General features: G+C 33.6%; 16 protein-coding genes and 1 pseudogene. 1 reads left to right on the top strand and 16 read right to left on the bottom strand.

All coding sequences use genetic code 11. The features are described 5' to 3' along the window. Nucleotide 1 precedes the first annotated feature (1 nt). Nucleotides 2-1,333, bottom strand: a complete 1,332-nt coding sequence (locus tag QLS65_RS08715; RefSeq protein ID WP_282716828.1) for a TolC family protein — start codon at nucleotides 1,331-1,333, stop codon at nucleotides 2-4. Beyond that, nucleotides 1,323-1,949, bottom strand: coding sequence for a TetR/AcrR family transcriptional regulator (locus QLS65_RS08710; RefSeq protein ID WP_369869774.1), 627 nt, complete (start codon nucleotides 1,947-1,949; stop codon nucleotides 1,323-1,325). Before QLS65_RS08710 ends, QLS65_RS08715 begins: the two co-directional genes overlap by 11 nt. 213 nt (nucleotides 1,950-2,162) lie before the next feature. On the opposite strand from QLS65_RS08710, the pseudogene QLS65_RS08705 reads away from it, so the two are divergent. Then, nucleotides 2,163-2,720 (top strand): annotated as a pseudogene (locus QLS65_RS08705) (DUF4494 domain-containing protein). Nucleotides 2,721-2,839: 119 nt separating this feature from the next. Here the strand turns inward: QLS65_RS08705 and QLS65_RS08700 are convergent. From QLS65_RS08700 to QLS65_RS08635, 14 genes are all read right to left on the bottom strand, one after another. Beyond that, nucleotides 2,840-3,355 (bottom strand): GNAT family N-acetyltransferase, encoded by a 516-nt coding sequence (locus tag QLS65_RS08700; protein WP_282716826.1) that lies wholly within the window; start codon nucleotides 3,353-3,355, stop codon nucleotides 2,840-2,842. A gap of 306 nt (nucleotides 3,356-3,661) precedes the next feature. Then, on the bottom strand, nucleotides 3,662-4,261 hold the full coding sequence (locus tag QLS65_RS08695) for an REP-associated tyrosine transposase (protein WP_282716824.1): 600 nt from the start codon (nucleotides 4,259-4,261) through the stop codon (nucleotides 3,662-3,664). Between the two features lie 370 nt (nucleotides 4,262-4,631). Continuing rightward, complete coding sequence (locus QLS65_RS08690; protein ID WP_282716821.1) at nucleotides 4,632-5,264, bottom strand: porin family protein; 633 nt, start codon at nucleotides 5,262-5,264, stop codon at nucleotides 4,632-4,634. A 174-nt stretch (nucleotides 5,265-5,438) separates the two neighbouring features. Continuing rightward, nucleotides 5,439-6,200 carry a tryptophan synthase subunit alpha gene (trpA, locus tag QLS65_RS08685; RefSeq protein ID WP_282716819.1) on the bottom strand — a complete coding sequence of 254 codons (762 nt, stop codon included), beginning with the start codon at nucleotides 6,198-6,200 and terminating at the stop codon, nucleotides 5,439-5,441. A gap of 122 nt (nucleotides 6,201-6,322) precedes the next feature. After that, complete coding sequence (locus QLS65_RS08680; protein WP_282716817.1) at nucleotides 6,323-6,640, bottom strand: gamma-glutamylcyclotransferase family protein; 318 nt, start codon at nucleotides 6,638-6,640, stop codon at nucleotides 6,323-6,325. Between the two features lie 129 nt (nucleotides 6,641-6,769). Continuing rightward, nucleotides 6,770-7,951, bottom strand: coding sequence for a tryptophan synthase subunit beta (trpB, locus tag QLS65_RS08675; protein WP_282712060.1), 1,182 nt, complete (start codon nucleotides 7,949-7,951; stop codon nucleotides 6,770-6,772). 4 nt (nucleotides 7,952-7,955) lie between these two features. Next, nucleotides 7,956-8,612 carry a phosphoribosylanthranilate isomerase gene (locus QLS65_RS08670; RefSeq protein WP_282716815.1) on the bottom strand — a complete coding sequence of 219 codons (657 nt, stop codon included), beginning with the start codon at nucleotides 8,610-8,612 and terminating at the stop codon, nucleotides 7,956-7,958. A 2-nt stretch (nucleotides 8,613-8,614) separates the two neighbouring features. Next, nucleotides 8,615-9,394, bottom strand: coding sequence for an indole-3-glycerol phosphate synthase TrpC (gene trpC / locus QLS65_RS08665; RefSeq protein WP_282716813.1), 780 nt, complete (start codon nucleotides 9,392-9,394; stop codon nucleotides 8,615-8,617). Nucleotides 9,395-9,496: 102 nt separating this feature from the next. Beyond that, a complete protein-coding gene (trpD, locus tag QLS65_RS08660) occupies nucleotides 9,497-10,489 on the bottom strand; it encodes an anthranilate phosphoribosyltransferase (RefSeq protein ID WP_282716806.1) in 993 nt (330 codons plus the stop codon). A gap of 74 nt (nucleotides 10,490-10,563) precedes the next feature. After that, nucleotides 10,564-11,130 carry an anthranilate synthase component II gene (locus tag QLS65_RS08655; protein ID WP_282716800.1) on the bottom strand — a complete coding sequence of 189 codons (567 nt, stop codon included), beginning with the start codon at nucleotides 11,128-11,130 and terminating at the stop codon, nucleotides 10,564-10,566. Nucleotides 11,131-11,224: 94 nt separating this feature from the next. Beyond that, a complete protein-coding gene (locus tag QLS65_RS08650; RefSeq protein WP_282716798.1) occupies nucleotides 11,225-12,625 on the bottom strand; it encodes an anthranilate synthase component I family protein in 1,401 nt (466 codons plus the stop codon). 343 nt (nucleotides 12,626-12,968) lie between these two features. Beyond that, nucleotides 12,969-13,538, bottom strand: a complete 570-nt coding sequence (locus QLS65_RS08645) for a YceI family protein (protein WP_282716796.1) — start codon at nucleotides 13,536-13,538, stop codon at nucleotides 12,969-12,971. Between the two features lie 48 nt (nucleotides 13,539-13,586). Next, nucleotides 13,587-14,219, bottom strand: a complete 633-nt coding sequence (locus tag QLS65_RS08640; protein ID WP_282716794.1) for an NAD(P)H-dependent oxidoreductase — start codon at nucleotides 14,217-14,219, stop codon at nucleotides 13,587-13,589. Nucleotides 14,220-14,231: 12 nt separating this feature from the next. Then, complete coding sequence (locus tag QLS65_RS08635) at nucleotides 14,232-14,687, bottom strand: MarR family winged helix-turn-helix transcriptional regulator (RefSeq protein WP_282712052.1); 456 nt, start codon at nucleotides 14,685-14,687, stop codon at nucleotides 14,232-14,234. Between the last annotated feature and the right edge of the window lie 303 nt (nucleotides 14,688-14,990).

The raw sequence follows: 14,990 nt of genomic DNA, 5'->3' as shown, positions 1-14,990 counted from the left end.
ATTAGTTTTTTGAAATAGTAAAGGTTTGTGATAATTGACCAGTTACCGACAGTAACTCGTAGTATTTTTGAATGGTATTTGCTTGCGCCAATGCTTTATTGATTTTTGAACTTAGTTGCTCCACATCAGCTTCCAGTAAATCATTCGTATCCGAAAGTCCGTTGTCATATTTATCTTTTATGATTCGGTAATTTTCCGAAGATTGTTCTACTGCTTGTCCGTAAACTACATTTTGTTTCAAAGCCAAATCGTAATCTTCAATTGCTTTTTGAACCTGAACTTTAATATAATCTGTTAATATAGCTTCTGAGTTTTGTACTTCAAGGAATTTATTTTCAGCCAGTTTTACCAGTGTTCCGTTTTTAAGAATGGCACTTAAGTCATAGGAAATTCCAACTCCAATATTCATCGCATTTTGTACGGTGATGACATTACTTAAGTCTAATGCGGTATAACCACCAATAATAGCAATTGCAGGATAATAGGAACCTTTAGCAATTTTTATATTCGCTTCACTGGCCTTTCCCTGAAATCGAATGGCTTCTAAATCTTTACGATTTTCTAATGCCGGTAACTCATTTGTTGGGATATTCGTCATTTGGAAATCGGCAAAATCACTTTCACGAATCTCCAGTTTGGTATCTGGATTTAATTTTAAAAGTGTAACCAAATAAAAATTAATGATTTTCAAATTATTATTCGTCTCGTCTAATGATAATTGGATTTTCGAGGCTTGTAATTGTGATTTTAAAAGGTCGTTTTTAGGAATAATTCCGTTTTTTTCTAACTCTATAAAATCGTTTACACGTTGTTGTGCACTTTTTTGATTTTCTTTCAGCAGTTCAATTGTTTTTTGTGCTTTGTACAAACCAGCATAATAATCAATTACGCGCAAAGCGATTTCTTCTTTGGTTTGTGATGCTGTTGCCATTTCAGCTTCATAAAGATTCTCATAAACTTTGATGCTGTTTTGGATTTTAAAACCAGAAAATACAGGAACATTGGCGTTCAACTGTCCAATCATCAATTGATTTACTATAGGAAGCGGTTCTTGTGAACCGGAATTATTTTGATTTATTTTAAAATCTACCGATGCATTTGCCAATCTTTGGTATTGACCCGATAGTTTCAAATCAGGATATTGATTGTTTTTTGTGGATTGCAGCTCGTACTTTTTAGTTTTCACTTTTGTATTTGCCAGAGTAACTTCATTGCTCTTGGTCCAAGCCAAATTAATGGCTTCGTTCAATGTTAAACTTGTTTTTTCTTGTGCTGCTACGGATGAAATTCCAATAAAGAAAATCCCAAAGAGCATGAGTTGACTAACTTTCATATATCAGAAGTGCTTTTATAGTTTGTTGAATGTGCTTTGTCAAATTGGTTTTAATGTAATTGTTGTATAAATCTTCAGTTTTCAAGTTTAATAAATTTTCGAAGAAAGGTTTATTCATGTGAAAATGAAAGAAAGTACCCAAAATTGTAGGTGTGATAAGCGGAATAATAACGTCTTTTCTGAAAATGCCTTTTTTCTGGCCTTCCTCGATAATGGTTTCAAGGGATTTTAAATTTCCTTTTTTTAATTCAGAAAAAGCTTGGAGATTTTGTTCTCTCTTTTTGGAGGTAAATTCGAAGTGTAAAATTCTATATATTCCTCGATTACTATTGATTCTATTGATGTACAGTTCAATCAGTTTATTGATTTTGTCAATAGGTTCTAGATCTTCCTGCAATAAATTTTCTAATTGGTTTTTAAGATCCGAAGTTCTGTAAACAATAAGCGATTCCAATAATCGCTCTTTGGAACCAAAGTAATAGGAAACCATGGCAATGTTGATTTTTGCCACTTTTGCTATGTTTCGGATGGAAGTACCGTCAAATCCTTTCTCTGCAAAAAGTGTTTCTGCAACCTCAAGAATTTGAATTTGTTTGTCGTTAAAATTACTTTTCAATGGAATCTAATTTTTTCAAAAAACAAAACTAAACAAGTGTTTAATTTAAACAACTGTTTAGTTTTTATTTAACATTGTTTTAACATTTTAAATAGAGCCAGAATAAAGTTCATAACAACACTAATCTTCATCCGAAATTGTGAATATCTATTTTAGGAATGCTACTTTTTTTAAGCTCTAAAATCTATCTTTGACATCCTTAAAAAAAAAGAGATGAGCACAATTTGGTATGAATGCAAGGTAAAATATAGAAAAACGGATGAAACTGGAGGACAAAAGATTACGACAGAACCGTATTTGGTAGATGCGTTATCCTACACAGAAGCCGAAAGTAGAATCAATGAAGAAATGTCGGCATATATCAGTGAAGAATTCAAAATCACGAATATAAAAGTGGCCAATTATGCAGAGATTCATCCTTTCGAAAATGCGGATCGTTGGTTTAGATCTAAAGTTTCATTATTGGCGTATGACGAAGAAAGCGGTAAAGAACGCAAGACCAATATGTATTTATTAGTGCAGGCTAATGATGTAAAAGAGGCCTATGATAACACCACTAGTGTAATGAAAGGCACGATGGGCGATTATACCATTCCTGCTATTTCAGAATCTCCTATTATGGATGTTTTTCCTTATTTCAGTGGCGAAGAAGGGGAACTGGAATAATTAGAACGATTCAATGCGCTCAAAGGTTCTAAACCGGAAGCAGCAGTAGAAATTGTGGATCACATGGAATTTGAAACGGCTCCTGAAGAAGAAGCTGTAGTTTAAGAGAAGTTGTTTTCAAAAAAACCACCGCAAATTCGCACAGTATAGAAACAGTTACCAACTATTTTTATCTGCGAATTTGCGGTTTTTTAATTGTAACCCTAAGTTTTTCATAATTTCAATTAGTCCTGTTTCGCTAAGACTTTTTCGTATGCTTTTCTGGGACTTCCTCTAAAATATACTTCGCCACAATACGTATAACCCGAACTTTCAAAAATTTTCATCATGGCGATGTTGTCAAAATTGGTGTCTGCTTTTATGCTGTAAATGTTGTTGTTTACCGCAAATTCTTCTATGCATTTGAGAATCATTTTAGCCAAGCCTTTACCCAAGTACTTCTCCGAAATGGCAACGCGGTGCAGTACTACAAAATCACCATTCGTTAGCCAGTTTCCTTCAATTTTCTCATAAGCAGGTTCGTCATTGATAAGTACGGCACTATAACCGATGATTGTTTCTCCATCAACCAAAACAAATGCTTCTTCTTTTTCAATATCTTTTTGTATGACTTCCGGATTTGGATAGCCGTCTTGCCATTGATTGCTCCCGTCTTCTTTTCTTCGTTGTATAGCTTGTTGTAAAATTTCCCATATTGGAGCTATTTCTGATAGCTCCGCTTTTCTAAAGTGATAATTCATTCTTGTAATTTAAATTTTTTCGGTTAACGAATAGGCTTTAAAAGTACAAAACAAACTTTAAATTTTGTGAATACAAATTATAGGATGTATTTATTTTTTTGAAGAGTATTTTCAATCTCGCTTTTCACATTATATGTTATGAATGCTAGCGCGAGCGTCCCGCTCGTGAACACTAACTAAAAGTAAATAACCTTGCTTTCCGAAGTGTTTGTTGTGTATGCTGCGCAAATGTCTCTGACTTTGCGTAATTTTCGGCATCTGTTTAAATTAGGTAGTATCATAAAAGTCTCTGACTTTTGTACTATTTCATTGCTGATTGTATTTTACAAAAGCATTCGAATCTAAAACATTGATGATTGAATTATCTGCTTTTTCTATTTTTAATAATCCGGAATCATTTATGTAATTGCTTGCGCTGGAATAAATATAGTGTGAAGCCTTTTCAACTAAACCGGCTCTTACTGGATTAAGATGAATGTAATCTAATTTAGACCACATAAATTTATTGCTATAAATCTCTTCTGCATGATTTCCGTATTGCCAAAATTGATAATTTTTGTTTCTTGTATGCTTTTCTGCTGCTAGTTTGAAGCGTTCTAGCATCCATTCTTTTCGGTTTTCTGGTACAGCTTGGATTTTATCCAAAATGTTTTTTGCGGTAAATTTTTTAAAATCTCTTATCAAATCTGATAATTTCCCGTCCTCCGATTGAATAATTAAATGAATGTGATTGCTCATAATAACATAACCATACAAAATCATTCCTTTGTTTTTTATGCAGTAATCCAAAGATTCTATTATACTATCTCTGTAAGTTTGCTTGGTAAAAATATCTATCCAATCGACAACAGTTGCCGTAATATAATATGGTAAAGTTTGGTCCCGAATTATATAGCCTTCTTTCATTTTGACGTATTTTTACTATAAAAATAACGATTTTAATGACTTGTTTGTGTTTTTTTAATTTAAGACGATGAAAGTCAGAGACTTTATGGCGTTTTGTTTTAATGGCAAGTTCCTAAAATTGCGCAAAGTCAGAGACATTTGCGCAGCATTAACGAGAAATTTATTTTTCAGAAGAACACTTTGCGGAGCGGGGGGGTATTTTCAATCTCGATTTTCACATTATATGTTGTGAATGCTAGCGCGAGCGTCCCGCTCGTGAACACTAATTAAGAGTAAATAACTATAAATTTGTAATAGGCACAAGCGGGACGCTCGCGCTAGTTGGTATACTGTTTTATTAGTGTTTAAGAGCGGGACGCTCTTGTAAATATTAATATTTATATCCTAATGATAATGACAATACTTTGTTTTTGATATTTGAGCTACTCATTGGCTCATTATTAATATTTGCTAAGCCAAGATTGTAACGAAAATTAAAAGATAAATTTTTCGATACATCATAAGTGACTCCAAAATTTAAACCTAAATCAACTGATTTAATATAATTTTTTATGTCATATTCTGCTGTAGATGTATTTAATGATGGTAATGCTTTATCTGAACTGTATTTTGCTTTTGCGCTTAATAACAAACCTATTTGTGGCCCAGTCTCAATACTCAGTTTATCTAGAATATAATATTTAGCCATTACAGGCAGATTTAAATAGGATAAGTTCCATTTGCCATCATAGGAATAAAGAAAAACGGAAGAAATATCAAGCACAGGTATTTTCATTTTGTTACCTTGCGTAGAAAATAATAATTCAGGTTGGACTGCAAATTTATTAGTAATTTTTATTTCGCCAAAAACACCTATATTAAAACCAGTTAAAGGTGAGCTGTCAGGAAAGTATCCTGTTAAATTTGCAATATTTAACCCTGCTTTTGCACCAAATTTGATTTTTTGTGCATTAGTCAAGGTAAATACAAATACTATAACTGTAGTTAAAATATATTTTTTCATCTGGTTTTTCATTAATTTAAAATGTAAATAAAAACTATCTGCATAGTTTTATATTGTATCAAATATATAAAAATAATCTTATAAAAAATTAAAATTAAATATTGTTCGACCACAAAAAAACGGCGTTTAAATGAACTTTAAACGCCGTTTAATATTTATATAAAAGAAGTTGTTTTATCGAATCGCTTGTACAAACTCTTCAATTTTTCCGGTTCCGTTTTCGGTTAAATGTGCGATGAAAGCACTACCTATAATCGCGCCTTTGGCAAATTGCGTAGCTTGGTTAAAAGTTTCCTTGTTGTTGATTCCAAAACCAATTACTTGAGGATTTTTTAGATTCATTCCTGCAATGCGTTTGAAATAATCTTCTTGAACACTTCCAAAACCAGTTTGCGACCCCGTAACACTGGCGGAACTTACCATATAAATAAAACCATCAGACACGCTGTCAATAAAATGGATGCGCTCGTCAGAAGTTTGTGGCGTAATCAAGAATATATTTTTCAAGGCATATTTTTCGAAAGTAGCTTTGTATTCATCGGCATAGACATCAACGGGAAGATCAGGAATGATTAATCCGTCAATTCCAATCTCCGCACATTTCTGGCAGAAATTCTCTATTCCGTATTGCAACATTGGGTTGAAATACCCCATAATCACTAAAGGAATAGCAACCGTTTTGCGAATGTCTTTTAATTGGTCAAACAACACTTGTGTGGTCATTCCGTTATGCAACGCTTGGGTTGAACTGGCTTGAATCGTAGGTCCATCAGCCAATGGATCGCTGAAAGGCAATCCAATTTCAATCATGTCCACACCATTTTTTTCTAAATCCTGTATAATTTGTACGGTATCATTTAAGTTAGGATATCCCGCAGAGAAATAGATGGAAAGTATCTTTTTGTCTTCTTGTAATTTTTGATTTATTCTGTTCATTTTAATATAATTTTATTTATTCCTGCTAGGTTTCCATAATCTTGTGGGTATTAATTTTGTATTCAAAATTTGGTTTTAGAAAGCTAGTAGGTTGTTTAAATCGGAACTATTTTTCTGGATTATTAACTTTCAATATAAATCCAGGCCGTTAGTCCAGATTGCAATGTTATTTGAATTTTTTTATACGCATTAGATTCGAATTGATCTGCTTTTATGAGATCTTCGTTGGTTACAGTAAAAGCGATACCATTTATTGCATCCGAAGGATTTTCACTTGGAATGGCTACAAAATAATCTTCCATTCCAAATTCTTCTTCTATTTGAAAATCTTTTAGTTTGTATCCTAAAAGCTTGTCCTCAGTTCCGCTTAATAGTTTATTAAAAACCTGCATCTGAATTTCTTTTGACTGCAATGTACCGTAAGAGAATAGCTGTTCCATAAATAGTGTTTTTCTAGTTATTTGTCTGCGTTAGGGATGGAAGCGGCATCCTTTTTTATGGCTTTTTCTGCCATGAAAAAGATATAGCGGACAGCCCGACCCTTTGGGAACGCCCAAATTATGCTTTTGTTATAGTTTAAAATAATCAATATACGTATTCAAATCTTTGTCGCCGCGACCGGAAAGATTGATGACTACAATATCCTCTGGTTTGAATTTCATTTCGTCCAAAACAGCAAAGGCGTGCGCACTTTCAATGGCGGGAATGAGTCCTTCCATTTGAGATAATTTGATTCCCCATTGCATAGCTTGGTCATCTGTAATGGAAATGAATTGTGCTCTTCCTGTTGCAAATAAATTAGCGTGCATAGGACCTACGCCCGGATAATCTAGTCCTGCCGAGATGGAATAGGGCTCGGTGATTTGGCCATCCGTAGTTTGCATCAACAAGGTTTTACTACCGTGAATAACACCTACTTTCCCTAAGGCAGAAGTTGCGGCACTTTCGCCTGAATCTACACCTAGTCCTGCTGCTTCGACCGCAATAATAGTAACGTCTTCGTTATCTAGAAAATGATAGTACGTCCCGGCAGCATTGCTTCCGCCACCTACGCAAGCAATCACATAATCCGGATTTTCACGACCTTCTTTTTCCAGCAATTGTTCTTTGATTTCCTTTGAAATAACACTTTGGAAACGCGCTACCATATCTGGATAAGGATGCGGTCCTACGACAGATCCAATGATATAATAGGTGTCAATAGGGTTGTTGATCCAATCGCGAATGGCTTCATTAGTAGCATCTTTTAAGGTTTTTGAACCTGACATTGCCGGACGAACTTCGGCACCCAACATTTTCATGCGGGCCACATTGGGCGCCTGACGTTTGATGTCGATTTCTCCCATATAAACGATGCATTCCAATCCCATTAACGCGCAAACTGTAGCTGTTGCAACTCCATGTTGACCAGCACCGGTTTCGGCAATGATTCTTTTTTTGCCCAAACGTTTTGCTAATAAAATTTGCCCAATGGTGTTGTTGACTTTGTGCGCACCAGTGTGACATAAATCTTCTCTTTTTAAGTAGATTTTAGTGTTATACTGTTCTGATAAGCGTTTTGCAAAATAGAGTGGTGTAGGACGACCTACATATTCTTTTAGCAAAGCATCAAATTCAGCTTGGAATTCTGGTTCAGCTGTAATTTTTAAATAATTTTGACGTAATTCTTCCACATTTGGATATAACATTTCAGGAATGAAGGCGCCTCCAAATTCTCCGTAATAGCCTTTTTCGTTAACGTTGTATGACATAATTTTATTTTTTTATTTTGTTATCGGTAGAGATGCACTGCAGTGCGTCTCTACGTATATTTTTACATAATTCTATGTTTTTTAATCCCGGTTCTATTTCAAATTTACTGTTTACATCAATGGCGTAAAGGGGTAAATTGGTTTTTAAAATTTCTTTCACCGCTTCCATTTCCTCCATTCCGATTCCGCCACTCAGGAAAAACGGTTTGCTCGACGGGTACTTTTCTAATACTTTCCAGTCAAATGTGGTTCCGTTTCCGCCTGGTAATTTTCCTTTGGTATCAAAAAGAAAATAATCACAAACGGCTTCAAACGGTTTGAGTACTTCAAAATCAAAAGTGTCATCAACAGAGAATACTTTTATGATTTCAATCTGAGCTTGTTTCAGATTCTCTCTCAAATCCAAACAAAATTCAACCGATTCCTGTCCGTGCAATTGAACGGCTTGCAAATCGTATTTTACTATTTTTTCAAGAATTTCTTCTTGTGTTGCATTTACAAAAACGCCTACTTTTTTAATTGATTTTGGTAAATCTGGAATCACACCATCAAAATATCGAGACGATTTCTCCCAGAAAATAAATCCCATATAATCGGGTAGGAGCGCGCCCACTTCGAGAATATTATCGGGATATTTCATACCGCAGATCTTGAGTTTCATCTTTATAATTTTGATATAAATTCCGTTGCTGCTTTACCGGCATTATCCGTTTTCATAAAGTTTTCTCCAATTAAAAATCCTTTATAACCAAAAGGTTTTAATTCGTTAATAGCTTCTATGGATGAAATTCCGCTTTCAGAAACTTTTACAAAATCATCTGGAATTTGTGCTGCCAATTGCTTGCTGAAATCCAAACTCACTTCGAATGTTTTTAGGTTTCTATTGTTCACACCAATCATGTCTAATGTGGGCATAATCGATTTTTCCAGTTCTTCCTGATTGTGCACTTCCAGTAAAACTTCGAGGCCTAAATTTTTGGCAAATTCAGATAATGATTTGATTTCTTCTCTCGTTAAAACCGCTGCAATTAGTAAAATTAAATCGGCTCCATGGGCTTTTGCTTCTAATATTTGGTATTCATCGACAATGAATTCCTTTCTCAATAATGGAATGTTTACAGTGGCTCTTGCCAAAAGCAAGTCGTCTAATGAACCACCAAAATATTTTCCATCTGTCAAAACCGAAATTCCACAAGCACCAGCATTTTCATATCCTTTAGTAACTTCTTCTACCGTAAAGCTGTAATTGATTTCTGCTTTAGAAGGCGAACGGCGTTTGTGTTCCGCAATAATTCCTGATGTGCTGTTTCTTAAATTATCACTCAAAGAAATAGTCTTTTTCTCAAAGAAAACAGAAGCTTCCAATTGTGAAACGGGAATGATTGATTTCTTGAGAACGACTTCTCTTTTTTTGTCAACTATGATTTTATCTAAAATATTCATTCTTAATTCTTTGTTTAACGTTTTCTTTGTTTAACGTTTAAAGTTGTTCATTATTTGTAATTATTCATTTTCAGAACTTTAAACCTTAAACTTTAAACTATTTTATTTACTCAATTCTTGTAATGTTTTCAAAGCTACAAGTCCTTTTCCGGATAATAAACTTTCTTTCGCTATTTGAAATCCTTCTAAAGGAGAACATTTTGTAACGGTAGCAATTGCCATTGCAGCATTGGCACAAACCACATTATTCTGGGCTTCATTTCCTTTTCCTGAAATAATATCGGTAAACATTTGAGCCGATTCTTCGATGGTTGTTCCTCCTTCGATTTCGCTTTGCAGCAAAAGACGAACACCAAAATCTTCCGGATGAAGCATTCCTTCCATGGAACTGGTAATTGTTTTTGTAGGACCCGTCAAGGAAACTTCGTCATAACCGTCAAGCGAATGTAGGATAGTGAAATTAGTATTTGTGTTTTGATACAAATACGCATACATTCTGGCCAGTTCTAAGTTGAAAACACCAACCAACTGATTTTGTGGAAATGATGGATTTACCATTGGTCCCAACATATTGAAAAAGGTTTTTACTGCCAATTCTTTTCTAATTGGTCCCACATTTTTCATAGCGGGGTGAAATAATGGCGCGTGTAAAACACAAATTCCTGCTTTGTCCATGCATTTTTCCAAGAAATCAGTATCATTACTGAACTTGATTCCTAGTTTCTCCATTACATTACTTGATCCAGAAATTGAAGATACTCCGTAATTTCCGTGTTTAGCTACTTTTATTCCAGCTCCGGCAGCTACAAATGAAGCCAAAGTTGAGATATTGAAAGTATCTTTTCCATCACCACCGGTTCCGCACAAATCAATAGTATTGTAAGCTGATAAATCAACTCGGATGCACAATTCTAACAAGGCTTCACGAAAACCCGAAAGTTCATCTATGCTTATGCTGCGCATCATATAAACGGTCAGAAAAGAAGCAATTTGGCTCGTGTTGTAACTCCCGTTTGATATATTAACCAATACCTCTTTTGCTTCTGCCGCCGAAAGCATTTCGTGATTGATTAATCTGTTTAATATATTTTTCATTTTTATAATATGTCTTAAAGTTTAAAGTTGAAGGTCTTAAAAGTCTTTCGACATTATGACATTTGACTTTATGACTAATTTTTCACCCAATTTTCTAATATCTTTTTCCCGTTTGGAGTTAAAACACTTTCAGGATGAAATTGTACACCGCGCACATCATACGTTTTGTGGCGTAACGACATTACCTGTCCGTTTTCGTCGAATGAAGTCGCTTCAAGAACATCTGGTAAATTGTTGTCTACCACCCAAGAATGGTAACGACCTACTTCAAACTCACTTCCTAACCCTTCGAATAAAAGCTCATCATTTACTGCTGTTTTTACATTGGTGGCAACACCATGATATACTTTATCTAAGTTTGAAAGCGTTCCTCCATATACTTCGCCTATAGCTTGTTGTCCCAGACATACTCCAAAAATACTTTTGGTAGGCCCATATTTTCGGATTACCTCTTTCAGTAATCCTGCTTCATCCGGAATTCCAGGTCCCGGAGAAAGAAGAATTTTGTCGAAGATTGCTATTTCGTCAATGTCAAATTCATCGTTTCTATAAACGGTTACCTCGCAATCTAAATCTTCCAGATAATGCACTAAATTATAAGTGAAACTATCGTAATTGTCTATGACTAGTATTTTTTTCATTTTTATTATTGAAAAATTAAAAGATTAAAAGATTGAAAAATTCGAGTGTTTCAGCAATCTTTAAATTCTTAAATTATTGAATCTTTAAATTATTTTATATTGTCTCCGCTAAATCCAAAGCTGCATTTAGTGCTCTCAATTTATTGTATACTTCCTGCATTTCGCTTTCTTCATCTGAACTGGCGACAATCCCGGCTCCCGCTTGAGAATGTAATTGGTGATTTTTACTCAGGAAAGTCCGAATCATAATGGCGTGATTAAAATTGCCTTCAAAATCCATAAAACCAATCGCGCCTCCGTAGAAATTTCTATTGGTTTTTTCATACTCTTCAATCAGTTGCATCGCTCGGTGTTTTGGTGCACCGCTTAATGTTCCAGCCGGAAAAGTATCAGCTACAACTTGCATCGTTGTCGCATTTTTATGCAAATGTCCCGTCACTTTTGAAACCAAGTGAATTACGTGCGAGAAAAACTGTACTTCTCTGTATTTCTCTACATTTACATTATGACCGTTTCTGCTTAAATCATTTCGAGCTAAATCGACTAACATCACATGCTCACTATTTTCTTTCTTATCTACTGACAATTCTTTGGCAAGAATAGCATCTTTTTCATCATCACCCGTTCGTTTAAAAGTTCCAGCAATAGGATGAATCTCGGCTTTACGGTTTTTGACAATAATTTGGGCTTCAGGTGAAGAACCAAATATTTTAAAATCCCCGTAATCAAAAAAGAATAAATAAGGAGATGGATTGATGCTTCTCAATGCACGGTAAACATTAAATTCATCGCCTTTAAAGCCTTGGGTAAACCTTCTGGATAAAACTAATTGGAACACATCACCTCTAAAGCAATGCTTTTTGGCTAAAGCCACATTATGTTTGAATTCTTCGTCAGTTAGATTCGAAAAACCTTCTCCTTCTTTAGAGAATTTATAAGAAGCAATATTTCGGGATTGTAATAATTGCTCGATTTCTGAAATGTTATTTTTTCCGTCTAAACTGTGACAGAAAATATATGCTTCATTCTTGAAATGATTGATGGCAATGATGTTTTGGTATACGGCATAATAAACATCGGGAATGGTATTGCTATTTTCTTTTTTAGCGATTGATACTTTTTCGAAATAACGAACAGCATCGTATGAAATATATCCAAAAAGGCCATTATTGATGAATTTAAAATCGTTTTTCTCGGATTTAAACTGACCGGAAAATTCTTGAATTACCGCTGGAATATCAGTAGTAGAATCAATTGTAATTTTATCAAAACTGCCGTCAGGAAAAATTTTATGAATGGTTTCGTTTTCTATTTTTATTGAAGCTATGGGATTACAACAGATATAAGAAAAGCTGTTGTCATTCCCATGATAATCACTACTTTCCAATAGTAAGCTATTGGGGAATTTATCACGAATTTTGAGATAGACGCTTACAGGAGTAATAGTGTCTGCAAGGATTTGTTTGTAATTTGTATTTAGTAAGTACGGTTTCAAAATATAAATTTTTAATATTATTGGATAGCAAATAAATAAAGCATAAAAAAAGGCTTGTCGTGATGACAAGCCTTTTATATTTATAGTTTAATGATACTACAGGAAGCTTTGTTCACGACGATTGACGTAAATTGTTCCACCACCAAGTATTGTTTAAAATTATTTTCATGTTTTATTTCTTGAAACAAATATAGGAAGGTATTTTGGTTTTCCAAATAGAATTAAACAAAAAAATTAATGATTTTTTTATTTTTTTGTGAAATAAACTAATGAGCCCGGTTTATAAAAGATAAAACCCCAACAATTGCTTGTTAGGGTTTTAATATGTTTTTATGAGATGAAATTAGAATTTCAAGTCTACAGCTAAATTGAAATCATCATTGATTGCTTTGTCTCCTAAGCTGTCAAAGAAACTTCCAGAACCATATTTAATATCGTATTTTGTTCTGTCAATTTTTACGTTAGTTGTAGCTGTATTAGCAGTTGTAGTTAAATCAAAAGTAACTGGTTTAGTTATCCCTTTAATTGTTAAATCTCCAGTTACAGTATATGCATTAGGAGTTTTAGTAACTAATTTTTTGAAAACTAAAGTCGCTGTTGCAAATTTATCAGTTCCAAAAAAGTCATCAGCTTTCAAGTGACCTTCTAGTTTTTCTTTACCTTGACCTGCTTTTAAGTCAGTAACTACAATTGAATTCATGTCTACATTGAATGTACCACCAATTAATTTTTTTCCTTTGAAAACTAATGCACCATCTTTAATATTGATAGTACCTTCATGTTGTCCAGTTACTTTTTTTCCAGTCCAGTTGATAGAACTTTTTGTAGCATCAACTTTTTTAGTTTGTGCAGTTACTGATAAAGTAGACAAAACTACTACTAATGCTAATGCGATTGTTTTGAAATTTTTCATGTGTTTGAATTTGAATTTAGATTAATATTAATATATTGAATTAGTTATTTATAATGTAATGAATAAGTCTTCGTTTGATTTTCTAACTTTTTTATAATGTTGCGTTGCGTCTTCATCATGTCTGTAACCTAGAGTAGCGATTAAAGTTGCATTCAATCCTAATTTGTCAAGCCCTAATATTTCATTCACCTGTTCAGGAACAAAACCTTCCATTGGAGTAGCATCAATCTTAAGTTCTGCCGCTACGTTCAATAGATTTCCCAAAGCTAAATAAGTTTGTTTTGCTGTCCAAATATTTTTTTCTTCAGGAGTAAGAGAAGTAATTTTGGATTTCATGAAGTCACCATAACCTGCTAAAGCTTCAATTGGTGTATTTCTGGTAAGGCTTATGTTTTTAATATATTCATCTATAGCTACCTCATCAAGTTTAGTTTCATTTGCAAAAATGATTAAGTGTGATGCTTCTACAATTTGAGATTGTCCCCATGCCGCTGGTTGAAGATTTGCTCTTAATTCTGGATTTTCAACGATAATAACCTTATACGGTTGTAATCCATAAGATGAAGAACTCAAACGAATGGCTTCTTTTAAAGTATTTAAATCTTCTGTAGTTATTTTTTTTGTTGCATCAAATTTCTTTGTTGCATATCTCCAATTTTGATTTTCTAGGAAAGTACTCATAATGTGTTTTATTTATTGATTTCTATATTTTTCTAATAATTGATTTAATTGATCTATTTCTTCAGCATTTAAGTTTTTTGAAAACAACTCTTCGTGTGCAATTACTTTAGGATCTAATTCCTTTAAAACATCCAGCCCTTTTTGTGTAATCAGGACCTCTATTTTTCGTCTGTTTTCTGGACAGACTTTTCGAGTTACAAAATCTTTTAGCAGTAGTTTATCTACCAATCGAGTTGTATTACTTGTCTTGGCTAACATTCGTTCTTGAATTACACACATGTTTGCCGGGTTTCCTTTTTGGCCTCTCAATATGCGCAAAACATTATATTGTTCTCCGGATAGGTCATAAGGCTTTAATAATTCATTAAAATTATCTGTTATCACGTTTTGCGTATACAGAACGTTGAGGATAATTTTTTTCGAATTATCCATCGGTACAGTTGATTTTATTATCTCTTCAATTTTCATATTTGTATATATGTAATTTGTTGGTACAAATGTAACACATTTTTTATTTGTATATACAAGTGTTAGTTATTTTTTTGTTAAATAATTTTTACGAGATGGTTAAGAACTGTTTTGGTACAACATAAAAAATCAGTTTCTAGATTTGGTATAAATAGTTACCAATAATTAAGCCGAATTTTTTCGGTTAACTCTTTTTAAAAGTATAATTTATTTTAATTTTTCAGGCATGATTTTTTCAATAATTGTACACTTTTAAATAGTTGAGAAAAATAAAATTGGGAAGTATAATTAATATTAAATCAA

This window comes from Flavobacterium algoritolerans (assembly GCF_030010385.1).
In the GTDB taxonomy this organism is placed as follows: Bacteria; Bacteroidota; Bacteroidia; order Flavobacteriales; family Flavobacteriaceae; genus Flavobacterium; species Flavobacterium algoritolerans.
Note: the sequence above shows the minus strand (reverse complement) of the source record. Positions and strands in the feature narration are given on the sequence as shown.